The organism is Phaeobacter sp. JH20_34 (assembly GCF_048056095.1).
Lineage (GTDB): Bacteria > Pseudomonadota > Alphaproteobacteria > Rhodobacterales > Rhodobacteraceae > Phaeobacter > Phaeobacter bryozoorum.
In genome coordinates, this window is record NZ_JAYMWT010000004.1 from 519,614 (window position 1) to 544,281 (window position 24,668).

At 62.0% G+C, this 24,668-nt stretch carries 23 protein-coding genes; 10 read left to right on the plus strand and 13 right to left on the minus strand.

Annotated elements, in window-relative coordinates:
• Together VWZ81_RS04125 and VWZ81_RS04130 are read left to right on the plus strand one after the other, a co-directional pair.
• On the plus strand, positions 1-1,476 hold the full coding sequence (locus tag VWZ81_RS04125) for a leucyl aminopeptidase (protein ID WP_416542147.1): 1,476 nt from the start codon (positions 1-3) through the stop codon (positions 1,474-1,476).
• A 20-nt stretch (positions 1,477-1,496) separates the two neighbouring features.
• Complete coding sequence (locus tag VWZ81_RS04130; RefSeq protein ID WP_416542148.1) at positions 1,497-1,961, plus strand: DNA polymerase III subunit chi; 465 nt, start codon at positions 1,497-1,499, stop codon at positions 1,959-1,961.
• A gap of 32 nt (positions 1,962-1,993) precedes the next feature.
• On the opposite strand, the gene VWZ81_RS04135 is transcribed toward VWZ81_RS04130, so the two are convergent.
• From VWZ81_RS04135 to VWZ81_RS04145, 3 genes are all read right to left on the minus strand, one after another.
• A complete protein-coding gene (locus tag VWZ81_RS04135; RefSeq protein ID WP_416542149.1) occupies positions 1,994-2,575 on the minus strand; it encodes a retropepsin-like aspartic protease family protein in 582 nt (193 codons plus the stop codon).
• A gap of 69 nt (positions 2,576-2,644) precedes the next feature.
• Positions 2,645-3,268 carry a MarC family protein gene (locus VWZ81_RS04140; protein WP_340545879.1) on the minus strand — a complete coding sequence of 208 codons (624 nt, stop codon included), beginning with the start codon at positions 3,266-3,268 and terminating at the stop codon, positions 2,645-2,647.
• On the minus strand, positions 3,265-5,118 hold the full coding sequence (locus tag VWZ81_RS04145) for an ABC-F family ATP-binding cassette domain-containing protein (protein ID WP_340545878.1): 1,854 nt from the start codon (positions 5,116-5,118) through the stop codon (positions 3,265-3,267). Before VWZ81_RS04145 ends, VWZ81_RS04140 begins: the two co-directional genes overlap by 4 nt.
• Before the next feature lie 256 nt (positions 5,119-5,374).
• Between VWZ81_RS04145 and ndk the strand changes: the two genes are divergently transcribed.
• Positions 5,375-5,797: a nucleoside-diphosphate kinase gene (gene ndk / locus VWZ81_RS04150; protein ID WP_340545877.1), complete on the plus strand. Its 423-nt coding sequence runs from the start codon at positions 5,375-5,377 to the stop codon at positions 5,795-5,797.
• 116 nt (positions 5,798-5,913) lie between these two features.
• Here the strand turns inward: ndk and VWZ81_RS04155 are convergent, their stop codons facing one another.
• The 3 genes from VWZ81_RS04155 to VWZ81_RS04165 all read right to left on the minus strand — a co-directional run bounded on the left by VWZ81_RS04155 (position 5,914) and on the right by VWZ81_RS04165 (position 6,994).
• Complete coding sequence (locus VWZ81_RS04155) at positions 5,914-6,420, minus strand: DUF4112 domain-containing protein (RefSeq protein ID WP_416542150.1); 507 nt, start codon at positions 6,418-6,420, stop codon at positions 5,914-5,916.
• Entirely contained in the window at positions 6,413-6,583 is a 171-nt protein-coding gene (locus VWZ81_RS04160; RefSeq protein WP_014874958.1) for a YqaE/Pmp3 family membrane protein, read from the minus strand. The genes VWZ81_RS04155 and VWZ81_RS04160 overlap by 8 nt, the downstream gene beginning before the upstream one ends.
• Positions 6,584-6,652: 69 nt before the next feature.
• On the minus strand, positions 6,653-6,994 hold the full coding sequence (locus tag VWZ81_RS04165) for a TfoX/Sxy family protein (protein WP_416542151.1): 342 nt from the start codon (positions 6,992-6,994) through the stop codon (positions 6,653-6,655).
• 239 nt (positions 6,995-7,233) lie between these two features.
• Here VWZ81_RS04165 and VWZ81_RS04170 point away from each other — a divergent pair, with 239 nt between their 5' ends.
• Positions 7,234-8,592: an alginate biosynthesis protein gene (locus tag VWZ81_RS04170; protein WP_416542152.1), complete on the plus strand. Its 1,359-nt coding sequence runs from the start codon at positions 7,234-7,236 to the stop codon at positions 8,590-8,592.
• Between the two features lie 110 nt (positions 8,593-8,702).
• Here VWZ81_RS04170 and VWZ81_RS04175 read toward each other — a convergent pair whose 3' ends face one another.
• From VWZ81_RS04175 to VWZ81_RS04185, 3 genes are all read right to left on the minus strand, one after another.
• Positions 8,703-10,460 (minus strand): SulP family inorganic anion transporter, encoded by a 1,758-nt coding sequence (locus VWZ81_RS04175; protein ID WP_416542153.1) that lies wholly within the window; start codon positions 10,458-10,460, stop codon positions 8,703-8,705.
• Positions 10,461-10,603: 143 nt separating this feature from the next.
• Positions 10,604-10,816, minus strand: coding sequence for a DUF2892 domain-containing protein (locus VWZ81_RS04180; protein ID WP_340545873.1), 213 nt, complete (start codon positions 10,814-10,816; stop codon positions 10,604-10,606).
• Between the two features lie 66 nt (positions 10,817-10,882).
• A complete protein-coding gene (locus VWZ81_RS04185) occupies positions 10,883-11,566 on the minus strand; it encodes a Crp/Fnr family transcriptional regulator (RefSeq protein ID WP_416542154.1) in 684 nt (227 codons plus the stop codon).
• 315 nt (positions 11,567-11,881) lie between these two features.
• Here VWZ81_RS04185 and VWZ81_RS04190 point away from each other — a divergent pair, with 315 nt between their 5' ends.
• Genes VWZ81_RS04190 through VWZ81_RS04200 form a run of 3 tightly spaced genes read left to right on the plus strand, consistent with a single transcriptional unit; the run spans position 11,882 to position 14,501 of the window.
• The gene (locus VWZ81_RS04190) at positions 11,882-13,306 is read left to right on the plus strand and encodes a cytochrome ubiquinol oxidase subunit I (RefSeq protein ID WP_340545871.1); all 1,425 of its coding nucleotides are present in this window, start codon (positions 11,882-11,884) and stop codon (positions 13,304-13,306) included.
• A gap of 14 nt (positions 13,307-13,320) precedes the next feature.
• The gene (gene cydB / locus VWZ81_RS04195) at positions 13,321-14,325 is read left to right on the plus strand and encodes a cytochrome d ubiquinol oxidase subunit II (RefSeq protein WP_416542155.1); all 1,005 of its coding nucleotides are present in this window, start codon (positions 13,321-13,323) and stop codon (positions 14,323-14,325) included.
• A complete protein-coding gene (locus VWZ81_RS04200; RefSeq protein WP_416542156.1) occupies positions 14,322-14,501 on the plus strand; it encodes a hypothetical protein in 180 nt (59 codons plus the stop codon). The genes cydB and VWZ81_RS04200 overlap by 4 nt, the downstream gene beginning before the upstream one ends.
• 561 nt (positions 14,502-15,062) lie before the next feature.
• Here VWZ81_RS04200 and VWZ81_RS04205 read toward each other — a convergent pair.
• Complete coding sequence (locus VWZ81_RS04205; protein WP_340545868.1) at positions 15,063-15,677, minus strand: response regulator transcription factor; 615 nt, start codon at positions 15,675-15,677, stop codon at positions 15,063-15,065.
• Positions 15,678-16,027: 350 nt separating this feature from the next.
• On the opposite strand from VWZ81_RS04205, the gene VWZ81_RS04210 reads away from it, so the two are divergent.
• A complete protein-coding gene (locus tag VWZ81_RS04210) occupies positions 16,028-16,552 on the plus strand; it encodes a molybdopterin-dependent oxidoreductase (RefSeq protein ID WP_340545867.1) in 525 nt (174 codons plus the stop codon).
• 32 nt (positions 16,553-16,584) lie between these two features.
• Positions 16,585-19,224: an ATP-binding protein gene (locus VWZ81_RS04215; protein WP_416542157.1), complete on the plus strand. Its 2,640-nt coding sequence runs from the start codon at positions 16,585-16,587 to the stop codon at positions 19,222-19,224.
• Positions 19,225-19,365: 141 nt separating this feature from the next.
• Here VWZ81_RS04215 and VWZ81_RS04220 read toward each other — a convergent pair whose 3' ends face one another.
• Together VWZ81_RS04220 and VWZ81_RS04225 are read right to left on the minus strand one after the other, a co-directional pair.
• Positions 19,366-19,539, minus strand: coding sequence for a DUF1328 domain-containing protein (locus tag VWZ81_RS04220; protein ID WP_340545865.1), 174 nt, complete (start codon positions 19,537-19,539; stop codon positions 19,366-19,368).
• A gap of 20 nt (positions 19,540-19,559) precedes the next feature.
• Complete coding sequence (locus VWZ81_RS04225; RefSeq protein WP_340545864.1) at positions 19,560-20,027, minus strand: hypothetical protein; 468 nt, start codon at positions 20,025-20,027, stop codon at positions 19,560-19,562.
• A 144-nt stretch (positions 20,028-20,171) separates the two neighbouring features.
• Here VWZ81_RS04225 and VWZ81_RS04230 point away from each other — a divergent pair, with 144 nt between their 5' ends.
• Positions 20,172-20,846 (plus strand): Crp/Fnr family transcriptional regulator, encoded by a 675-nt coding sequence (locus VWZ81_RS04230; RefSeq protein ID WP_416534243.1) that lies wholly within the window; start codon positions 20,172-20,174, stop codon positions 20,844-20,846.
• Between the two features lie 83 nt (positions 20,847-20,929).
• Here VWZ81_RS04230 and VWZ81_RS04235 read toward each other — a convergent pair whose 3' ends face one another.
• Complete coding sequence (locus VWZ81_RS04235) at positions 20,930-24,592, minus strand: DUF2891 family protein (RefSeq protein ID WP_416558316.1); 3,663 nt, start codon at positions 24,590-24,592, stop codon at positions 20,930-20,932.
• Between the last annotated feature and the right edge of the window lie 76 nt (positions 24,593-24,668).

Sequence of the window (24,668 nt, forward strand, 5' to 3'; positions counted from 1 at the left end):
ATGCGTCCGCTGACCCCTACACGTTTTGTCGAATTTGATCCCAAGACCCTCTCCGAGATTGAGGGCCGTGTGGTGGTTCAGATCACCCCGGAGGGGACATTGGGGCAGGCAGCGCGCACGGCAAACCGGCTGACCAAAGGGGCGCTGGCACGTCTTGTTGAAGCAAAGGGTTTTGAGAAGACCAAGGCGGGCGATGTGATTTCGCTGGCCTGGCCCGCTGGCATGAAAGCCGAGGCGCTGGATATTCTGGTCACCCCGCGCAAGATCAGCGCGATCGAGGCGCGCAAGGCCGGCGCTAAGCTGGCCGCGCGCAGCGATGGAAAATCGGTGACGGTGATGGCAGGCTCCATGCCACGCGCTGCGGATCTGGCGCTGGGGATGGCGCTGCGCGACTATCGCTTTGACGATCACAAGACCGGCGACAAGACCCCCTCCGACGCTGAGGTGGTGATCGCCCATAAATCCCCCGCCGATGTCGAGGCCGCCTATGGCCCGCTGGCAGCCGTGGCCGAAGGTGTCCACATGACCCGCGATCTGGTCAATGAGCCTGCCAATGTGCTGACCACCACCGAATTTGCCAATCGGCTGGCGGAGATGGAAAGCCTCGGACTGAAGGTTGAGGTGCTCGACGAGGACCAGCTGGAAGAGCTGGGCATGCGGACGCTGCTCTGCGTGGGGCAGGGGTCCGACAGCCCGTCGAAAGTGGTGGTGATGCAGTGGAACGGCGGCGAAACCGATGCCGCACCGCTGGCGCTGGTGGGCAAGGGCGTGGTGTTTGACACTGGCGGCATCTCGCTGAAACCGGGCGCGGGCATGGAAGACATGACCATGGATATGGGCGGTGCCGGCGTTGTTGCGGGCACCATGCGGGCGCTGGCCCTGCGCAAGGCGAAAGCCAATGTGGTCGGTCTTGTCGGGCTGGTCGAGAACATGCCGTCTGGCAACGCGACCCGCCCGGGCGATGTCATCAGATCCATGAAGGGCGACACCGTCGAGGTGATCAATACCGACGCCGAGGGGCGCTTGGTTCTCTGCGACGTGATGTGGTACGCGCAGGAGCGCTTCAAACCGGTGGGCATGATCGACCTCGCCACCCTGACTGGCGCCATTATCATCGGCCTTGGCCATGAAAACGCGGGCGTCTTCTCCAATGACGACACCTTCTGCAACCGCTTCCTGAAAGCCGCCGAAGCCGAGGGCGAGGGCGCCTGGCGGATGCCTCTGGGCAAGGCCTATGACGACATGCTGAAATCGCGCATTGCCGACATGAAGAACATCGGTGGACGCCCGGCCGGGTCGATCACCGCCGCGCAGTTCCTGCAACGTTTCGTCAAGGAAGACACCCCCTGGATCCATCTGGATATCGCAGGCGTCGCCTCGGTCAAGACAGACACCGACTACGCCCCCAAAGGCGCGACCGGCTGGGGCGTCATGGCGTTGAACCGGCTGGTGCAGAATATGTTCGAGACGGACTGAGACAGGCAGAGATACAGACCATGGGGGCGGCCTATTTCTACCATCTGACCCGGCGTTCGCTTGAAGAGACGCTGCCGGTCCTCCTCGACAAGGCGCTTGGCGCCGGGTGGCGCATTGTCGTGCGCGGGGTGGACCTGCCGCGGATCACGCAGCTGGACGAACGGCTGTGGCTTGGGCCGGAGGAGCAGTTTCTTCCGCATGGTATTCTCGGCGGCCCCCATGATGCGCTTCAGCCCGTTCTGCTCAGCCATGAGACGACGCCGGTGCCCGGCACCAGCTGCCTGATGGCGGTGGATGGCGCCGATGTCACGGCGGAGGAGGTTGCCGCGCTGGAGCGGGTCTGCATTCTGTTTGACGGCACCAACCCGGACGCGGTGGCCCGCGCAAGGGTGCAGTGGAAAGCCCTCACCGATGCGGGATGCTCAGCGCAATATTGGTCCGAAGAGAGCGGGCGCTGGGAGAAAAAGGCCGAGAAAACCGCCTAGGTATCAACCCGCGAAGGGGGGCGGCGCTGGCCTCAGCGCGTCAGGATCAGCGATCCGTTGCGGATCTCGATGCTGGACCAGCGTTGCAGGTAATCCATTCCCAGGAGCGACTGATCCATCTGCCCCTCGTTCACCGAAAGCGTGATATCGCGGTCGGTGATGCCGCCCAGCGACATGCTCTTGACCGTGGCCAGCGCAGTGCGCACCTCGCCATTGGCGGTGCGCGCCCGTCCCAGATAGGCAAGGCTTTCGGGATCAATGCCAACCCGTCGGGCATCTTCACCGTTCAGCACCACGGCGCTGGCGCCGGTATCGACCAGGAAGCGCACCGGCACCTCGTTGACATCGACGGTCAGATAATAATGCCCGTCGCGCGCACGCGGCACATCCACGCGCCCCTCGTCGCGCATCACCACCTGCTGCGGCTGCACCGTGCTGCGGATGTCCTCCCACAGGCCGTAACCGGCTATCACGCCAAGAAAGATGAACGCCCAGATCGCCAGCTGCTGCACGGTTTTGCCCAGCCCCTGCCGGTTCTGCACAAACACCCAAGAGCCAACCGCGACTAGCAGCAAGACCAGATAGATCAATCGTGGAGTTTCGATGCCGTCCAACCTGTTTCTCCTGCCTTGCGCCGATCTCTCCCCTCAATATGGGGAGGCACCCGGAAAGTTGCGAGAGGCTCAGCCCCCGGCAAATCCAAAGGCCTGCAACCCGTCCAGCACGAATTGCACCGACAGCGCGGCCAGCAGCATCCCCAGCAGCCGTGTCACAACAGTAATGCCGGTCTTGCCCAGCAGCCGTTCAAACAGGCCGGAAAACAGGCACATCAGCAACAGGATGCTCAGCACTGCAAAGACCACCGCCATCACCATGGCAAATCCGGCAAACCCCGGCTGCTGACCGGTCAGCAGGATCACCGTGGCAATTGAGCCCGGCCCGGCAATCAGCGGGATCGCCAGTGGAAAGACCGAGGGATCGTCAAAGTCATCTTCCTCGCTGCGGTCTTCGCGCCGCTTGTTGCGACGTTCAAACAACATGTCGAGCGCGGTCAGGAACAGCAGAACGCCGCCCGCGATGCGAAAGGCGGCCATGGAAATCCCGGCAAACCCCAGCACCGCCTCGCCAAAGGCCGCAAACACCGCCAGCAGCACCGCAGCGGTGATGGTGGAGCGCAGGGCAATCGCCCGCCGCTGCGCTGGCGTCATGCCCTGGGTCAGTGCCAGAAAGATCGGCGTCAATCCAATCGGATCGACAATCACGAACAGCGTCACAAAGGAGGTGATCAGAAAGGCGGTATCGATCATAGCGCTTCTGCCTTTTCCAGTTTTTCAACCGCCTTCAGCCACAGATCCTCTGCCCGGTCCTGCGCCTCCATCACCTCGGCGTATTTGCGTTGCCAGACCAGCGCCTCATCCTTGCGATCTTCATCATAGAGGGCAGGATCGGCCAGTTTCTTGGCCAGTTTGTCGCGCATTTCGCTGACCTTCTCCAGCCGTGCCTCGCCTTTGCGCACCTCGGCGCGCAGCGCCTGTAGCGCATCCCGCGACGGGCGTTTGGGCTTTTCCGCCTTGGCCTTGGATTTGCCCGCCGGTTTGTCCCGTGTGAGCAGCAGATCGCGGTAGGAGGGCAGATCGCCCTCATAGGGTTTCACCGTGCCGCCGGAGACCAGCCACAGCCGGTCGGCAACAAGGCTGAGCAGGTGCATATCGTGGCTGACCAGAATGACCGCGCCGGAATAGGCGGTCAGCGCCTCCACCAGCGCCTCGCGGCTTTCGATATCCAGGTGGTTGGTCGGCTCGTCGAGGATCAGCAGATGCGGCGCGGGCAGGGTGGCCAACAGCAGCGACAGACGCGCCTTTTGCCCACCAGAGAGGCGCCCGACCTCGGTATCCGCCTGATCCGACCCGAGACCAAAGCCTGCCAGCCTTGCGCGCAGACGGGCCTGGCCCTCATTGGGGCGTTCGCGTTGCAGATGCTGCAACGGGGTTTCGTCAATATGCAGCTCATCGACCTGATGCTGGGCAAAGAAGCCGATCCGCAGCTTGCTGGACTGGGTCATCTTGCCCGTCATTACATCCAGCCGGCCCGACAGCATCTTGGAGAGGGTGGATTTGCCCTCACCGTTTTTGCCCAGAAGCGCAATGCGGTCGTCCTGATCAATGCGCAGGTCCAGCCGACTCAGGATCGTGGTGCCGTCATAGCCCACCGATGCGCCCTCGGTGGCGATGATCGGCGGCGACAGTTCTTCGGGTTCGGGAAAGGTGAAGACTGTGCGCGCGGCGTCTTCGGGCGCGCGGATGGTCTCCATCTTCTCCAGCATCTTGACGCGGCTCTGCGCCTGTTTGGCCTTGCTTGCCTTGGCCTTGAACCGATCGACAAAGGCCTGCAAATGCGCCCGGCGGGCGTCCTGCTTCTTGGCCTGTGCCGCCTGATTGGCGCGGTTGGCAGCGCGCTGGCGGGCAAACTGATCATAGTTGCCGGAATAAAACGTCAGCCCGAGATCTTCGAGATGCAGGATGCCATTCACTGAGCGGTTCAGCAGCTCGCGGTCGTGGCTGATGATGATCACGGTGTGCGGATACTTGACCAGATAGGCCTCCAGCCACAACGCGCCTTCCAGGTCCAGATAGTTGGTCGGCTCATCGAGCAGCAGCAGATCGGGCTGCGAAAACAGCACCGCCGCCAGCGCGACCCGCATCCGCCAGCCGCCGGAGAAATCCGAACAGGGGCGCTGCTGCGCCTCATAGTCGAACCCCAGCCCCTTCAGGATCGAGGCGGCACGCGCTTCGGCGGACCAGGCGTCGATATCGGCAAGGCGGGTCTGGATTTCGGCAATCCGGCCCGGATCCTGTGCGGTCTCGGCCTCCGCCAGCAGCTCGGCGCGCTCGGTATCGGCGGCCAGCACCGTATCGATCAGCGACACACCCGAGGCTGGCGCTTCCTGCGCGACACCGCCAATGCGCGACCGGCTGGGCAGCGAGATGCTGCCGGATTCCAGCGAGAGCTCATTGCGGATGAGGCGGAACAGGGTGGTCTTGCCGGTGCCGTTGCGGCCCACCAATCCGACCTTGTGGCCTGTGGGGATCGTGGCGCTGGCGCCATCGAACAATAGACGGCCTTCGACCGCATAGGAGATATCGCTGATACGTAACATGGCAGCGGTGTGACCCAGTGACCCGGTGCTGTCAATTGGCCTCGGGGCGTCCAATGGGCCAAAGCGTGCCGCGATGCGTCCGAACGGACATATATGTCGCGACTCTGGCCTGCTACTTTGGCCCGCCGATGGCCCGCACGGGGCAGCGGCAGTGCAACAACCCCCTTCCCATGGCGCGCAAGCCATGCTAGGCGGCGCGCGAAGTTTCCGGTCCCGGGAGGTCCATCCCGCGACCCAAATTGCAGGAGTATGCCAAATGGCTCTGGAACGTACCTTTTCGATCATCAAACCCGATGCAACCCGTCGCAACCTGACCGGCAAGATCAACGCGAAGTTCGAGGACGCTGGTCTGCGCATCGTCGCGCAGAAGCGCATCCACATGACCAAAGAGCAGGCCGGCGTGTTCTACGCTGTCCACGCTGAGCGTCCCTTCTACGACGAACTCTGCGAATTCATGTCCTCCGAGCCGGTTGTTGTGCAGGTTCTGGAAGGTGAAAACGCCATCGCGAAGAACCGCGAAATCATGGGCGCGACCAACCCCGCAGACGCGGCTCCCGGCACCATCCGCGCCGAATTCGCCGAATCCGTCGGCGAAAACTCCGTTCACGGGTCCGACGCACCGGAAACCGCAGCGGTTGAAATCGCCTATTTCTTCTCCGGTCTGGAGCTGGTCGGCTAAGCCACCGCTGTTTCAGCCTGACCAAAATTGGAAAAGGCCGCTCCGGATCATCCGGCGCGGCCTTTTTCTTGCGGTCACGGGTATCAGATGGTCATGATGCCAGTAAGCGGCAGCGATCAGCCGTGGCGCGGCTCTGCGGCCGGGCGCGCGCGGCCCGCGTGCAGCCGACGCGGCAGATCACGGGCGGCCTTCAGTGTTCTGCGGGTTGGGGCCTTGATATGGTCGAACCCTCTGCGGGCCAGCCGTTTGGCCAGAGGCTCGCCCGCCATCGTCTTTTTTTCGAGATGCCGCCTCAGCAGGGCAACATTGCGCAGGTTGGCCTTCCAGCCGATGTCGAAAATGTCACCGATCAGGGGCACGGTGCCGATCAGCGCGTCGATGCCGATGTTGCCGACCATCCGCACCAGCGTCCCGGATGAGGCCCCCATGCGATAGCCCGAGAGCACGATATACCCCGCAGGCGCCAGCGCCAGCGCGTCGCCGACGCCGGGGACCAGCCCCAGGATACTGTCCCAGCCGATCCGCGTGCCGATCACCGGCAGGCGAAATGCGCGGTCCATCCCATGGGCCAGCCGCTCAAGCGATTGCAGGCGGTCTTCCTGCGGGATCTGCAGGTTAGGCATGCTGCGGCTCCCGCGCGATGACCCAGACGGCATGGACGATACCCGGAATGTAGCCAAGCAGGGTCAGCAGGATGTTCAGCCAGAAATGCTTGCCCAGACCGACCTGTAGAAAGACGCCCAGCGGGGGCAGGATGACGGCGGCGATGATACGGATAAGATCCATGAGAATTCTCCCGGATGTGCGGTTGCTGTTGCGAGGACAACGCGCATCATTCGGCAAATGTTCCCGGATTCAACGCCGTTCGATCACGCCGATCTCGTCCAGCGCCCGTTCCAGAGCCGAGCGATTGGCATCGAAACTGCCCGCCTTCAGCGCATCGAACCGCTTGCGCAGCGCCGCCTTCTCCGCCCCCTTGCAGTCGTTCCAGGGCCGCCCCTGAAGCGCCATCACCAGAACATAATAGCCGATGAAATGCGGTCTGTTGCCAGCCTCCAGCAGGCGGGTGTAGGCGGCATCGGCCCCCAGGGCGCGCAGCGCCTCGGCCGAGGTGATCCCTGCCTTGCGACAGGCCTCTTCAAAGGCGGGGCCGAGATTGCGGATCGACGACACAGGGGTGGAGGTAGATGCGGACATATCGGGAACATACTCAAGGCATCTCTGCCTGTCACGACCGTATTTTAAGGAAATTTGAAACATTTCTATGATGAATTGTGCCAAGGCCCAACGCTAAGGTTGTGCGGGTACTATCCTTTTTCGCGCTTCAAAACGCCCACTGGATAGAAGATCGCAAGCACCGACTTCCCTAGTGTGAGATCAACACGTCATCCCTGGTTCAAGCCAGATACGCCACGATACGCCGAAAGGAATGCAGCATGATCTATCCCATCGTTCTCGCCGGAGCCACAGACGCCGATGTCACCAATGGCGCCGACATGGTGCCGATGCACTTTGAGGATGCTGCCGGCGTCCAAAGCCGCTTCCAGACCCTGCTGTCGGCCGTTGCCACTGCCGAGTTCCACGCCCCGACCGTGCTCACCTGCGGCGCTTTTGCCGAGGTGGCGGCCACCCAGATGGAGGCGATGAAGGTCGCGGGCCAGCTGCTGCTGGAGCCGGGCGCCACCAAAACCGCTGCCGGCACAATTGCAGCGCTGCACAGCCTGAAGGCGGCTGCCGACAGCCTGGTGCTGATCCTGCCTGCGGATCAGGATTTTGACGATGCGGATCAGCTTCAGGATGCTCTGGCTCAGGGGATGCAGGCGGCCCAGAACGGCGAAATCGTGATGCTCGGCGTGCAGACCGATCGCGCCTGCCGCAGCCACGGCTATATCGAATGTGCACGCAGCCTCAACTCAGAAGGCGCCACCCCGGTCAGCAGCTTCCTCGATCAGCGCAACCCGGCCTTTGATGGCTGGCGTGATCAGCCTGCCGCCAAACTCTGGAGCACTGGTATCTATCTGGCGCGGCTCGACACTTTGATGGCCGCCTACAAGAAATACGCCGCCCGCATTCTGATGCCCGCAAAGGCCGCCGCCACCCGCGGTATGAAAGTCGACGGGATCCTCGCGCTTGATGCCGACAGCTACCGTCGGGCCCGCAGCAGCACCTTCGAAAGCGCGATCCTGTGCCATGCCGCGCGCTTGTCCGTGGTCGAAATGGATGCAGGCTGGGACGAGATGTCGGCCTGGCAGGTGGAACCGGAAGTTGCCAGCGACGCCGAGTGGGAGGCCTGGTTGGCCGGCAGCGTCTCGGGCGAGGCGACCTGGTGCAAGACCATGCCGCACAGCCGCAAGGATGGCGCGCAGGGCCCCGCCGAGTTGACCCAGACCGCAACCGGCGTCAGTGACGCTGCGAGCCTGGCCAGCTGGTACGCCGATCAGCTGAGCGAGGGCGCCTCCCGCAACAGCAGCGAAATCGAAACCGAAAGCTGGGGCCGCAGCGAGACCCTCGACACCGGCGCTCATCACATTGTCAAACATCTGACCGTCTTGCCGGGGCAGAGCCTGCCGCTGTCTGTTGCGACCCTTGGCACCTACTGGCGGGTGGTCGAAGGCTCCGCGATGGTGACCTCGGATGAGCGGGTGCGGATGGTCTGGCGTGATCAGAGCCTCACCAGCGGTGGCGAAATCCAGCGAATCGACAATATCGGTATCCGTCCGCTGCGCTTGGTCGAAGTGGCCCCGGCCCGCAGTGCCAAGATGTCGAAGCGCAAGTTTGTCCAGGTGGTTGCCTGACCCGATCAGAGCGGCGCGAAAACCTCTCGCCGGTCGCAATCCGCGCATAGCCAACCGCCGAACAGCAGGCCGCGACAGTCAGCGGCCCGCTGTCTGTGTCCGGCACCAGATTATCCGCCGTGCAGCCCGGGGGCTGAGATTCGCATCGCCGCATCTTTCGGGCATAGGGCTTCTACCGCGTCGTGCTGACTGAGGAAGACCTGACCGCTCAGATGCGTCAGAAAATCGCCGCGCCGCAACCGGTCCATCACCGGTCCTTTGACCTCCGACAGATGCAGGGTGACCCCCATCTCCGACAGCCGGTGCATGATCTCCTCCAGCGAGTCCAGCGCGCTCAGGTCAATGTCATTGATCGCTGAGCATTGCAGCACCACATGGTCGATCTGCGGATCATCGGCGACCCGCCGGTGAATGCAGTCCTCCAGAAATCGCGCATTGGCGAAAAACAGGCTCTCATCCACCCGCAGCGTCAGCAGGCTGGGGTGGGTTTCCACCTCGTGACGCAGGACATTGCGGAAATGCTCAGTGCCCGGCACCCGCCCGACCTCGGCAATATGCGGGCGCGAGGATTTGTAAAGATGCAGCAGGATCGACAGCAGCACCCCTGCGGTGACCCCGGCCTCAACCCCCAGCAGCAGGGTCAGCGCGATGGTGGCCAGCACTGCGGCAAAATCCGACTTCGAATAGGCCCAGCTCCGCCGCAGGATGGAGAAATCGACCAATCCAAGAACCGCCGTGATGATGGTCGCCGCCAGGGTCGCTTTTGGCAGGAAGTAGATCAGCGGTGTCAGCGCAACGGCGGCAATGGCCAGCCCGATGGCGGTAAACGCCCCCGCAGCCGGGGTTTCGGCGCCGGCATCAAAATTCACGACCGAGCGGGAAAATCCCCCCGTCACCGGGAAACCGCCGGTAAAGGCCGCGCCGAGATTGGCGCTGCCAAGTCCGATCAGCTCCTGATCCGGGTCAATACGCTGGCGCCGTTTCGCCGCCAGGGTCTGCGCCACGGAGATGGATTCGACAAATCCAATGACCGAGATCAGCACCGCCGGCAGTATGAGCTGCGCCAGCAGCTCATACGACAGATCCGGCAGGGTGAAGGGCGGCAGCGCCTGTGGGACGGCCCCGACAATTCTGACCCCGCGCTCCGCCAGATCCAGCCCCCAGACCGCAAGCGTCGTGGCAATCACGGCGGCGACCGGTCCGGCCTTGGTCAGGAAGCCGGCCAGCGGTGCGCCGACCCCAAGCGCACGCAGGGCGGGGTTCAGCCCATGCCGGACCCAGACCAGAAACCCCGTCGCCCCAACCCCGATCAGTGCCGTCGGCCAGTTCAGCTCAGGCAGGTTCTGTGCCAGCGACAGGAGCAGTTCGGGCAGCGTGTGCCCGTCGGCATTCACCCCCAGCACATGTTTGATCTGGCTGGTGGCGATCAACACGCCGGAGGCGGTGATAAAACCGGCAATCACCGGATGTGACAGGAAATTGGCCAGAAACCCAAGCCGCAGCAGCCCCATCGCCAACAGGATCGCGCCGGATAGCGCCGCCAGCGACAGTGCTGCAACCCCGTAGCCGATGCTGCCCTGCGCTGCGATCTCGCTTAGGCTGGCGGCCGTCATCAGCGAGACCACCGCCACAGGTCCGACGGCCAGCGCCCGGCTGGTGCCAAACACCGCATAAAGCAGGATCGGCACGATAGAGGCATATAGCCCGGCCTCGGGCGGCAATCCGGCCAGCAGGGCATAGGCCAGCGATTGCGGGATCAGCATGATCGTCACGATCACCGCAGCGATCAGATCATTGGTGAGGTTCAGGCGGCTATACGCCCGCCCCCAGGTCAGCAGCGGCACATAGCGGATCAGCAGAGGAGGCATTCAGGTCTTTCTTCGCGTGACACCGGACCGGGGGGCGGTTCGGTAGCGTTTGGCGCTCAGGGCGCTTGGCATGATGTTGAACAGTGATCATCACGTCGGGTCAAGGGCGCGCGAGACGTGACAGCGCCGCGCGCCGCAACCGGTCAGCGCCGACAGCTGCGCAGGCCAAGGATCGTATAGATCGGGCAGCTGCGCGTCAGCGCCACCAGCAGCATGACACTGCCAAGCGCCACCGACAGCAGTTTCGCCCAGCCTGCGGCAAAGATGGCATAATCACTGAGAAAGGGGGCGGCGATCAGCCCAACACCGAGCATCAGCCGAATGGCCCGGTCAAGCGTACCTATGTTTCTGGTCATCTGGTCACTCCTTTGCGATGTCTCCCACCAGAAAACGCCGGTTCTGCGCAGATGTCTGTGACTAAGTCACCCTTGCTGCGCGCCACCCGCAGCCAGCCGCTGCAATGCCGCGCGGTCGAGGATATCGACACGGCCGCGTGCCAGTTGCACCCAGCCGCGACGCTGGAACTCCTGGATCTGCCGCGAGACCACCTCGCGCGCGGTGCCCAGATCGACCGCCAGCTGTTGATGGGTCACGGCGAGGTGATCGCCAGCCGCGGCCAGATCCAGCAGCGCCTGTGCCAGTCGCACATCGACGCGCTGAAACGCGACCTCGTCGATCACCAGAAACAGATCGGTAATCCGTTTGGAGAAGGCCGAAAACACAAAGCTGCGAAAATCAGCAGAGGCGGCGACCAGCGCGTCAAACACTGCACGGGGCAGGATGGCTGCGGTTACTGCGGTTTCGGCAATACCCTCTGCCGCATAGTCCTCATAAGCCAGCAGGCAGGCGGTGGTCAGCACGCAGCTTTCGCCCGCGTTGATCCGATACAGCAGGATCTCGCGGCCCGTCTCGGAAACCTGCTGCACCCGTACGGTGCCATCCAGCAGGAACAGCATGTTTTCCGGGGATTTGCCGGGGCCAAAGATCACCGTGCCCCGGGGCAGGCTCAACTGAGACGACTGCGCAAGAATATGCGCCTTGGTCTTGTCATCCAGTCGGGCCAAGCCGGGAAAGCGCTCTATCCAGGGGGCCTGTGCCTCGGTCATATCTGCATCTCCGTTTCTGCCTGCGCCAATGTGCCGCCGCCCGCGCTCCGCAGGTCCGGTCTGATGGGGATGGGGGAACCGGCAGGTAAATCCGCCCCTGATGGTCCTGAACCCGCGCTTGCCGCGTCGCTGCGCGAGGCCTAGCATAGCGGAATAGGCTTGGAATAACTGAGACCTGTCGCCGCGCTGCGGCTTTCTGCCACCTGCAACTTCTCCACCACGTACTAACTTCTGTGCCAATGGATCGCTCGCTCCGCCACTGTCCGGCAGGCCAGACCGAGGCGGGCGGCGCAGTTTCTAGGAAAGTGACCAGATATGTTCGATGGGCTGACAGCCGAGACACTGGCACGCATGCAATTTGCGTTCACCGTCTCGTTTCACATCATCTTCCCGGCGTTTTCCATCGGGCTTGCCAGCTACCTCGCGGTGCTGAACGCGCTGTGGCTGCGGACCCGGGACGACACCTATTACACGCTGTTCGAATACTGGAAAAAGATCTTCGCCGTTGCCTTTGGCATGGGGGTCGTCTCGGGCATCGTGATGTCTTACCAGTTTGGCACCAACTGGTCGGTGTTCTCGGACAAGACCGGCCCGGTGCTCGGGCCGCTGATGGCCTATGAGGTGCTTTCGGCGTTTTTCCTGGAGGCCGGGTTTCTCGGGATCATGCTGTTTGGCCGTGCCCGCGTCGGCGATGGGCTGCATATGTTTGCAACCGCCATGGTGGCCTTTGGCACGCTGATGTCGGCCACTTGGATCCTGAGCGTGAACAGCTGGATGCAGACGCCGGCGGGCTATGCCATCAACGAGGTGGGCCAATTCGTACCGCAGGACTGGTGGCAGATCGTCTTCAATCCGTCCTTCCCCTATCGTCTGGTGCATATGGTGCTGGCGGCCTTCCTGACCACGGCACTGGTGGTGGGCGGTGTCGGCAGTCTGCACCTGTTGCGCGACAAGACCGATGTGGCGGCGCGGCGGATGTTCTCCATGGCGATGTGGATGCTGGTTCTGGTGGCGCCGATGCAGATCGTGGCCGGCGATATGCACGGGCTGAACACATTGGAACACCAGCCCGCCAAGGTGATGGCCATGGAAGGCCATTTTGACAGCCATCCCGACGGCGCCCCGCTCATCCTCTTTGGTCTGCCCAATGCCGAGACCAAGACAATCGACTATGCCATTGAAATCCCCAAACTCTCCAGCTTGATCCTGAAACATGACCTGAACGCACCGCTGGCAGGGCTCGATACGATCCCCGATGAAGATGAGCCGCCGGTAGCCATCGTCTTCTGGAGCTTCCGGGTCATGGTCGGCCTTGGCTTTGCCATGCTCGGCCTTGCGCTCTGGTCGCTCTGGGGGCGTCTGCGCGGGCAGCTCTATGAAAACCGCGGGCTCCAGCGGGCCTCGATCCTGATGGCACCGATGGGCTTTGTTGCGGTTCTGGCCGGCTGGATCACCACAGAGGTCGGGCGGCAGCCCTTCACCGTCTACGGGCTGCTGCGCACGTCCGACAGTCTGGCACCGGTGGCAGCGCCGGCAGTCGCCGCCTCACTCACGGCCTTCATCGTGGTCTATTTCTTCATCTTCGGCGCCGGAACTTTCTACATCCTGCGGATGATGAACAAGGTGCCTGCCACCCGGAACCTGGGGCTGCGCGACGGGCCGATCCGGGCCGCAGGGATCACCCCGGCGCAGCAGGTCGATCCCGATGTCACCGATGAACCCACCCCACAAGGCAACTGACAGAGGTCCTCGCTATGCTGTTTGAACTCTCCTTTATCTGGGCCGGAATCATTGCCTTTGCGGTGCTGACCTATGTTGTGCTCGATGGGTTTGACCTTGGCGTCGGGATCCTGTTCCCCTTCGCCGGTTCCGAACGCGATCGGGCCACCATGATGAACTCCATCGCCCCGGTCTGGGATGGCAATGAAACCTGGCTGGTGCTGGGCGGCGGCGGGCTGTTTGCGGTGTTCCCGCTGGCCTATGCGGTGATCATGCCGGCGCTCTACATGCCGATCACCCTGATGTTGCTGGCGCTGGTGTTTCGCGGTGTCGCCTTTGAATACCGCTGGCGCACCACCCGCTGGCGTGGCGTCTGGGACGTCGCGTTCTTTGGCGGCTCTGTTGTGGCGGCGATCATGCAGGGCATCGCGCTGGGCGCGCTGGTACAGGGGATCGAGATCGAGGGCCGCGCCTACGCAGGCGGCTGGTGGGACTGGCTGACCCCGTTTTCGCTGATCACCGGCCTGGCAGTGCTGACCGGCTATGCGCTGCTTGGTGCGACCTGGCTCTACATGAAGACCGAGGGTGATCTACAGCATCAGATGCGCGGCTATGCGCGCTGGCTCGGCGTCGTCACATTGGCGGCAATTGCGCTGGTCAGCCTGCTCACCCCGTTTCAGGACCCGGAGTATTTCCGCCGCTGGTTCAACCTGCCGGGCAGCCTGTTCAGCCTGTTGGTACCGGGGCTGGTTGTGGCGTGCAGCTACGCGCTGTTTCAGGGGCTGAAGGGCGAGCGCGACGCCCAGCCGTTTCTGGCAGCACTTGGGCTCTTTGTGCTGGGTTTCATCGGCATTGGCATCAGCTTCTACCCGTTCATCGTGCCGCCGGGCCTGACCATCGCCGAGGCCGCCGCCCCGGATGAAAGCCTGATGTTCACGCTGGTCGGCGCGGTGGTGCTGGTGCCTCTGATCCTGGCCTATACCGCCTATGCCTATTGGGTATTTCGCGGCAAGATCAACCCGGAGGAGGGCTATCATTGAGCACCTCCGAACAGCCTCCTGAGGGGTCAACCACACCCCGCGGCAGCGCCAGTCCCGAAGCAAAGGTCAGGCATCACCCACTGGGGCGGCTGCTGTGGTTTGCGGTCATCTGGTGTGCCAGCGTCGGGGTGCTGGCCTGTGTCGCGGCGCTGATCCGCTGGGCCATCACACCTTAGGCGCGCGCCGGTTTTCTGAGTGCAAAGGCCAGCCGGGATGCAGCCAGGTCACGTCAAGTGGTCGGCCACGTCATGTAATCGACCACCGCATAGGTGGCCACCGGCTGAGGTCGCAGCTGTACCGGGGCCGTCGCAGGCGCCTACTCGCAGGATGGGCGCCGCAACAAGTGGCAGCTGCCGAAGGCGGCTTTCCACCTCCTGGCAGATCGGGTGGACACGATTCGTCGCATCGGTTTCGGGATCAACAGCCCTGCGACACAGACCTACGGCTCAGACCCGGCGTCTGGTCCTGACCCGGAGACTGGTCCCGACCTGGACACCGATCCATAGCCGGACACCGATCCAGCTCCGACATAGACGCGGACCCAGACACAGCTCTGCACGCCTGCGGCGTCTCACGACAGGCCGACCTCGCTGGGCAGAGCCAACAGTTTTCACAGAATACGTTTCACCAACCACAGGCCCCACCCATCGCAGCCCCCTCAAGATGGATCCAGCGATCATGCCCCCCATAAAGGCGCAGTCATTTGTGGCGCCGAGAGCTGCCCGTCAACGCAGCCCTCAGAACAGGCCTGCTTCCTTCGCGGTGAGAGCGGCCTGGGTGCGGTTCTTGGCCTCCAGCTTGCGGCACAGCGTGCGCACATGCAGCTTGATCGTCACCTCCTGCAACTCAAGCTCGCGGGCGATTTCCTTGTTCGACAGGCCGCGGCACAGCCCGTCCAGAACCTCGATCTCGCGCGGGCTGAGTTTTTCGGCAAGCGGATGGGCAGGGGCCTCGGCCTCCTTGCGCATCAATTCAACGGGCACATAGATTTCGCCGGCACTCATGAAGCGGACCGCGTTCAGCAGCGATTGGGCGCCCATGGTTTTGGGAATGAAGCCAATCGCCCCGGCATCCAGAGCCTCCTGAGCAGTCCGGGTCGGCGCGCTGCCGGAGATGATCGCAACCCCCTTGCCGCCATTGGCCTTCAGCGCCGTTCCCAAACCATCCAGCCCCTGCATTCCTGGCATATTGTAATCCAGCAGGACCAGATCATAGGGGCCGTTCTCTTCGATCTCGCTCAGCGCGCCGGGCAGATCGACGGTCGAGGTTACTGCCGCGCCGCCTTCTGATGTCAGATAAGCGGAAATGGTTTCGCGCACCATGTCGTGGTCGTCCGCCAATAGAATACGCATGTAAGCTCCTGCAAAGTACCGGCCTGAACGTCAGCATACCCTCAATTTGGTTGATAAAAAGTCAATTCCACGCAACCGCAGCGCGTGCAGGGGCGCCTTTTGAGGTTACCGGAACATTGTACAGGCGCGTATTCCCCGCATCATTGCGGCCGTGGAGGCATAAAATCGGCCGGAATTGCCAAAAAAATGCAGCGCTGGTTACGAATCCTATACCAAAGAATAGCAGTCTATCCGCAGGAACAGATGCTCTGGACGGCGGTTTGTGACAGGTTCGACCCAGATCAAGAATGTGCATCACCCGGTAGCGGGGCCGCAATCGGCGGAATGGCACAGGCAAAAGGATAGACGCGATGAAATACTGGCACCTCCACATTGTAGCCCTGCTTGCAGCGGTCACATTGCTCTGCGGTCTGGCCCCTCAGGACGCCCGGGCGTCCCAATCCGGCGAGACGGTTCTGACCGTTGCCGTCAAACCCCAGAACGGCGGCGATACGCAGCAGTTCGTATTCTCGATGGATGAATTGCGCAGCCTGCCGGTCGCCCAGTTCGATACCCGCACCATCTGGACCTCCGGCGAACAGGCCTTTACCGGTGTCAGCCTGGCAGCGTTGCTGGCCCATGTCGGTGTGGATCAACATCAGGCCGGTGTCGTCGTGGCACGGGCAATCAACGATTATGCCGTGGAGATTCCGGTTTCAGACGCCACCAATGGCGGGCCAATGGTCGCCTATGAGCGCAATGGCGCAACAATGTCGGTCCGCGACAAGGGCCCGTTGTGGATTGTCTACCCCTACGACAGCGATCCGACCTACCGTACTGAGGCGGTTTATTCCCGCAGCATCTGGCAGCTTGAGGAGATCACGATAGGCGAATGACCCGAACAGGCATAGGCACAGGTCTTTCATAGGTGCGGCTCAGGGAAAACCCTCTGCTGTCGCGCAGCGTCCTCATCACCGTGGGCTTGGTTCTCGCCTTGCTCGCGGTGCAGTCCGTTCGGCTGGGGCGCGAGGTGCTGGTGCGTCTGGATGGCCTGTCAACCGCCGCCACCGACAGCCTGCAATGGACCCTGTCACAGGCCGAAATCGAACAGCTGAAACTGGAAAACGCGGTGCTCTCCGCCCGGAGTGAGCAGGATCTGTCTCAGGTCCGCCGCGAATTCGACATCCTCTACAGCCGGGTCGCCACCATCCGCGAAAGCCGCACCTTCAAACCGGTGCGGGACGAACCCGAAAACGCCCGGGTTCTGGCGCGGGTCATGTCGCGGATCGACCGGCTGATCACCTATATCGACGGCCCGGATGAGGCGCTCCTGTTCGGGCTGCCCCAGGTGCGGGACATGCTGCGGGACAATCGCGCCGATCTGCGTGTTCTGGCGCTGGCCGGGTTGACGGAACATGCCCGCACAACCGAGGAAAAACGCCTCAACCTCTTTGCGATCCTGTCCCGGCTGGCGTGGGTGGTCCTCGCGCTCTGTGTAGCGCTGGGGCTGACGGCATTGATGATGGGGCGGCTTTACCAGCGCGGCAAGCGGCTGGCGGAGCGCACACGCTTTGCCGTCAGCCGGATGCGCGCCATGATCACATCATCGCTGGATGCCATTCTGGTGGTTGGTGACGACGGGCGCATTCAGGAGGTCAACGGCGCCGCCGAGACGATCTTTGGCTATTCGCGGGGCGAGGCGACGGGCGCCGATATGGCGGATCTGATTGTCCCTGATCACCTGCGCGACGCCCATGAGCAGGGCATGCAGGCCTATCGGTCCGGGGCGACGCCCAAGGTCATCGGGCAGGGGCGTATCCAGCTGGAAGCAAAGCGTAAATCCGGCGAGGTCTTTCCGGTGGAGCTGTCGATTACCGCCAGCCAGTCGGCAGAAGAAACCGTCTTTGTCAGCTACCTGCGCGATATTTCTGACCGCATCGCCGCGGAGGAGGCGCTGACGCGCGCCCGCGATGAGGCGCTGGCCGGTGAACGGGCAAAGGCGGATCTCCTCACGGTGATGAGCCACGAAATGCGGACGCCGCTTACCGGTGTTCTGGGCGCGGTTGAGCTGCTGGACGGCACGCCGCTCACCGCTGATCAGCGTGAATACCTGTCGGCGATCCGCGACTCCGGCGATCGCCTGATGGCCCATGTCAACGACGTCCTGCAGCTGTCACACCTGGAAACCGGCGTCGAATATGAACATCAGCGCATCTTCGATCTTTGCGATCTGGTGCAGGAACTGGTCGATTCCCATCAGGCCGTGGCGCGCCGCGGCCGCAACGATCTCAGCCTGCATTGCAGCCTTGGCCCCTGTGACGAAGTCCTCGGCCGCCCCGTCGCTCTGAAGAAGGTGCTGGTCAACCTTGTTGAAAACGCGTTGCAGTTCACCACCGATGGCGCGGTGTCAATCGACGTGCTGCGGGTGAGGGGCAGCGATACCGTGGAGATCTGCATTGCCGACACCGGGGCTGGCATCGCTGAGCATGATCTGGACCGGATCTTTGAAGATTTCATCCGGCTGGACGCCAGCTATGCGCGCAGCAGCGAAGGCACCGGTCTGGGTCTTGCGATCACCCGTCGTATCGTGGTGTCGATGGGGGGCGAGATCACCTGCGAAAGTGAACTGGGGGAGGGCAGCCTGTTCACCATTTCGCTGCCACTGCCGGCCTCGGACGGGCGCGGGCGGATCGGTCAGGCGACCCCCGATACGCCGCTGATTGCGAATGCGGAACAGACGTCTCCGCAGCCCGGCGATACAGCCGCGGATGAGGCACAGTGCGCGCGGATCCTTGTGGTCGAAGACAATGAAATCAATCGCATTCTTGTCGAACGGATGCTGATCACGCTTGGGCATGAGGTGGTGCTGGCCGAGGGGGGCGCCGAAGGGGTGGAGGCCGCACGGCGCGAGGATTTTGATCTGATCCTGATGGACATCAGCATGCCTGAAGTGGACGGGATCGAGGCCACCCGCCGCATCCGCGCCGAGGCGCTGGCGGAGGGCACGCAGATTGTCGCGCTGACGGCCCATGTCGGGCAGCAGGATCACGCACGGATCCTGGCAGGCGGGCTTGCCGAAGTGGTCACCAAGCCGGTGAGCAAGCAGGCATTGGCAGAGGTGATTTCACGCCGCGCCAGAATGCAACGCAGCGCCGCAAAAGAGGTCGCCGGACAGCCGCCCGCCCAGCTGCCTGCCGCGCCTCCCAGCCAAATGCCCATGGCGCAGCCTGCACCGCAGCCAGCCGAGGGGCAATCGGACATAACGCAATTTTTTCATGCACTTGGTGCTGAACGTGGGGCGCAGTTCCTGCACAGCTACAGTGACGAGGTCGATCAGTTCCTGACCGATCTGCGCGCGGCAGATGAGCTGGGGCAAGCGCACCGGCAGGAGGCACACAGGCTCGCTGGTTCCGCCGCGGTGCTGGGCTTTACCGCGCTGCGGGAGGCCCTGCTGACGCTTGAACATTCGGAGATGGACGCCATGCCCGATCTGATGCCCCTCATGGCCGAGTGGGAACAGGCGAGCGCGGAAATCGGTGGATATCTTCCCGGCAAGGCGGCCGGCTGAGCAGCCGCGTGCAAAAGCAAAAACGGCGCGCCGCTGACCCAGAAGGGGTATTGGCGCGCCGAGACATGTAACACCGGCTATCAGGTCATGAGATGCCGACCCATGCGGGGCTTAAACCGGCGGGATTTGGCCAGACGGCGTTTAGACCGGCGGCTTACCCTTGAGTGCGCGCATGACCATGGCCACGACGAACAGCACCAGGAATATGAAGAACAGGATCTTGGCGATGCCTGCCGATGCCCCGGCGATGCCGCCAAATCCGAGTAGGGCCGCGATCAGCGCCACGACCAGAAATGTAATTGCCCAACCAAGCATTCTCTCTCTCCTCCAAAAGGTTAGTCCACGATCCGCAGATGAGGAGACAACGTTTCAGCTTGCGAATTGTTCCCGGCAGGTTTCCTGGCCCCCTTGCGCCGCGGCGTCAGCCAGCTCTTGATCATTGACGCCGAAAACGGGCGAAACAGCACGGGCCAGGGGTAGGTGCCTATGTCGGCAAGCTCCAGTTCAGCCTCAGCCCGGGTGCCCATCAGAACCAATGTGCCAGACCGCGCCGCAATGATCTCGTCCAGTTTCAGCTGGTCGATCTGTGCACTGCCGACCTCGGCAAAGACCACGGCCAGAGTGTGGCTCTTGCAGATATCCGGCATGGCCGCGTCGATCGACGGATGGCACAGCACCTCGGCGTTGGTCTCGCATTCATGAATTGTATCTGAGATATCGCAGGTGGTCAGATGATCCTGTGTTGCAATGATATAAATTGGGGTTTCCGCAGCGGTCGTATTGACCGGAACATCGTCTTGCATAAGCTGATAGACCTTCGTTTCGTGCATTCTGCGCCGAATTCAGCCTGCTCGCATTAATCTGTGACATACCATTTAGGGAATAATCCAGTGTCGACCACCGATTGCAAAGATTGTCCCCTGCGGCATCGTGATGTGTTCACGCCGATGACGGAGCAGGAGCTGGCGTTTACCCAAGGGTTCAAGACCGGCGAACTGGTTGTCGATCCGGGCACCACGATCCTGCTGGAAGGGTCAAACAGCCCGCAGCTCTACACCGTGCTAAAAGGGATGGGGACCCGCTACACCACGTTGGAGAATGGCCGTCGGCAGGTGATCAACTTTATTTTTCCTGGTGATTTCATTGGTTTGCAGGCCGGTCTTATGGGGGAGATGAAACATTCGGTCGAGGCGACAACAGCAATGACGCTCTGCGTGTTTCGCCGGTCCGAGACCTTTCGCCTGTTTGAACAGAACCCGGCGCGGGCCTATGATCTGACCTGGATCGCCGCCGTGGAGGAGCATTTCCTCGGCGAGACCATCGCTTCGCTCGGGCAGCGCGACGCTTCGCAGCGGATTGCCTGGGCGCTGGTGAAAATCTACCTGCGGCTGCGCGCTGTCGGTCTTGAGGTCGGCAATACGGTTCCGCTGGCCTATCGTCAGCAGGATCTGGCGGATGCCCTTGGTCTGTCGCTGGTCCACACCAACAAGCGGCTTAAGGTGCTGCGGGATGCGGGCCTTGCCGAATGGCAGAACGGGCTCTTGTCGATCACGGATCTTCAGGCGCTGGCAGACCTGGCGCTTGTCGATCTGGAAAAACCCGAAACGCGCCCGCTGATCTGACCGATCAGCCGCCTGGACGCAGGCAGGGTGCGGCGCCTACCGCGACCGCAGCAGCTTTCGAACCCTGCCTGCCATTCTCCCGATCAGAAGATGAAGTCTTCTTCCTCAAGCTCCTGATCGGATTGGATCGTCACCAGTCTGGTTCCCTCATCAAGCTCAATATTGAAACTGGTCTGCCCGTCGGAATGGCTCAAGGCTGCCATCAGGGCTTGGGGATCGGCGAAGAAAGAAGTCAGAGCAGAGACATCAATCTGATCAGCGTCGCCGTTTTGCCCAAAGTCGGTGATCTGCACTGACCCGGTATCCGCCGTCACGGCAAAGACGTCGTTCCCTGCGCCGCCGGTCAGAACATCGTCACCCGCGCGGCCATTGAGGATATCATCGCCGTCGCCGCCATTCAGGTAGTTGTCCGCATCGTCGCCACGCAATGTGTCATCGGCGGTGCCGCCCAGAATGTTTTCAATGCGGGTGTAGCTGTTGTGGTACTGATCCGTTCCTGTGTTGAGATCAATGTTGAAGCCATAGCCGCGAACATCTGAATTCGCGATGTCATAGGTATCGCTCCCCGCGCCACCATCAAACACGTCGCCGGTTCCGTCGTCAAAACCCGCGCGCAACGTGTCGTTGCCGTGGCCGCCACGCAGGATGTCCTTGCCATTGCCGCCGTCGAGCACATCAGCGCCATACCGCCCGGAAAGCGTGTCATTGCCATTGCCGCCATGCAGATAGTTGCGCGAGCCGTTGCCAAGCAACCGATCATTCGTATCGCTGCCCAGAATGTTCTCGATACCCGAGTAGGTATTGCCGTATTGATCCGTGCCATCCCGGAGATCGATATTGAACCCATAAACGCTGACATCGGAATTTGCGATGTCATAGGTATCTCTACCCGCGCCACCGATAAAGACATCGCCGGTGCCATCGTCAAAACCGGCACGCAGGGTGTCATCGCCAGTGCCGCCGTCCAGGGTATCCTTGCCGCCCTGGCCGTCCAGCAGATCATCGCCCGCCCCTCCGGAAAGCAGATCATTGTCATTACCGCCGATCAGGATATCTGCACCATCGCCGCCGGCGCCGGGCACCCAGTCATCAATCTGCGTGGTCAGGCTGCCATCCGGGTCAGCCACCGGCAGCTGCGTCGGCAGGTCGGCTGCAAAAGACGCGAAGTTCGGCAGCCAATGGCCAGGCCCGATGTTGGCGCCCATTTCCGCAGCATAAGTTTCGGTCCATTCCACAACATTCGAATAGGCATGATAAAAGGCCGGGTTCTCTGTTTCGGCAAACATCGCCCAATAGCCATAGGCCGAAGAGATCGCGATACCAGCCGAATGCGAAAACCCGATCCCCGCATCCAGACGTGCACCTTCGGTATCGAGCAGCTCTTCAAGCGAACCATCGGTGACGCTCTGCAACATCTGGGCATGGATGTCGTCAAACAGCGCCGTATCTGTTTCTCCCGCAATCACATGGGCATAGGCCGAGAGCGAAAGCGACGAAAAGAAATCGCCCTCATCAATTTCCGTCTCCCCGGATACATTCGTATCCGACTGAATTTGATCAAACATCTGCATGTAACGCGCTTCAGCCGGCGCATCGTTCTGATGCTGGGCGTATTGGATCAGATTTGCGATCTGCCAGTTTGCATCACCGTAGGAGCCCGTACCCGCATCGGATGTTCCGGCTTCAATGCGCTGGGACAGACGGGCCTCCAGTTCGGCGGCAAAATGATCGCCGGCAGGTGCCAGGTTGTCGATGCCATTGTCCTGAAGCTTGGTGTCCAGTTTCAGCAGCCACGCCCAGCCATAAGGGTCGTTATGGGTGAGGTCGATTTCGCCCTGCACGTCCTCGGCGGAAAAACGGTCATCGGCAAAGGCCTGCAACCCGGCTTGATCGCCAGTGGCCTCGTAGGCCGCAACATTGGCCAGATGGGCATGCACGCTGGAATGCCAGTCAACCGAGCCATTGAAAATCGGCGCTGTGGCATGACCCCGTGCGTCAAGATACCGGTCGGCCAACGCATCAAAGGTGGTCAACAGCTCATCATCGGCATCGCCATTGAGGTAATCCGTCTCCAGCACAGGATCACCCGGCTCGGTAACACCGTCGTCAGGATCGGAGGTGTCTCCTCCGACTTCCTGCCAGGTGGCACCGGTTTCGCTGACAACCAGTTCCAGGTCCTGCTGGCTGACTTCTGCACCATTCGCATCAGTCCCGATGACGGAGATTTCATAGATATGGTCCCGGTCCAGATCCCAGACCTCTTCGTAGTTGGGCGTGAACCAATCCTGATAGGAGACATCGCCGCTGTCAGGATCAACCAGGAATATCGCGGCGTCCTGCCCGGTCAGCGCGTAGGTTACACCGGCGGCGTTCTCCCCCTCCCAGACGCCTGCACCGGGGTCTTGCTGATCCGAGCCGCCGTTGCCAGGATTGGGGATGTCGCCAGTGGCGTCCTGCCAGGTGGCACCGGTTTCGCTGACAACCAGTTCCAGATTCTGCTGGCTGACTTCTGCACCATTCGCATCGGTCCCGATGACAGAGATTTCATAGATATGGTCCCGGTCCAGGTCCCAGACCTCTTCGTAATTTGGCGTGAACCAATCCTGATAGGAGACATCGCCGCTGTCAGGATCAACCACGAATATAGCAGCGTCCTGCCCGGCCAGCGTATAGGTGACGCCAGTTCCGCCAGTTCCGCCAGTTCCGCCTGTGCCTGTGCCTGTGTCGACATCAGGCGGAGGTGTGTCGGGGCCTGTGCCACCGCTGCCGGTATCACCGCCGCCGAATTCGGTCGGACCTTCGCCGGTGTCGGTACCGGTCAAGGCGCCAGACAGCCCAAGATCCGCCGCTGTCAGGGGTGTTTCATGCTGGATCGTGATCACGAGCTCCCCACCGGTGACATTGAGGTTCAACGTGGTCTGATAGGGGCCGAAGGTCATGCCGGACGACACCGCCTCCGCTGAACCATAGCCAGTCAGCTCCGACAGATCGATCATATCCGCAGCGCCATTTGCGCCGAAATCGGTGATCAACAGGCGGCCCGGCACGTCTTGGATCAGAAAGATATCGTCGCCATCCCCGCCGGAAATTGTATCGCTGTCGCCGCCACCGGAAAGCAGGTCATTGCCGCTGCCGCCGCTCAGCAGGTCATCACCGCTGCCGCCCAGCAGCGTGTCGTTGCCAACACCTGCGGTCATCGTGTCGCTGCCCGAGCCGCCTTCTGCATAAAACGACGAACCGGCCAGGGCGCCATCGACAATATCATCGCCCGCATCCATGAAAATCCGGTCGGAGTCTTCGAACGTACCGATGAACGCGATGTCGTTTCCGTTCCCGCCATGGATCTCATCATTGCCTTGGCTGCCGGCCAGCACGTCATTGCCGTCGCCGCCATAGACAGTGTCGGTGCCAATGCTGCCAATCAGATGGTCGTCACCACTGCGCCCAAAGATAAGATCATCACCGTCGCGGCCAAAAACATGGTCATTGCCCGCGCCTGTGTCGATCACATCATTGCCGTATAGGCCCTCGATTTCGTCATCGCCGTCACCGCCTATGAGGGTATCGTCGCCGTGCCCCCCCCGCAGCGTGTCATTCCCGCTGCCGCCGACAAGTGAATCATTGCCCGCATCTCCGATCAGGCTGTCGTCGCCCCCCAGCCCAACGAGCGTATCCGCGCCCGCCGTGCCCATGATCGTGTCTGCGTTGACTGTTCCTCTGACGGGGTTCACCGGATTTACTGGCATCATCTTTCCTTCGTACAACGGAAATCGTGAATTAACGGATTTCAAATCGTCTAGCACGAAAGCAGGGCATCAATAG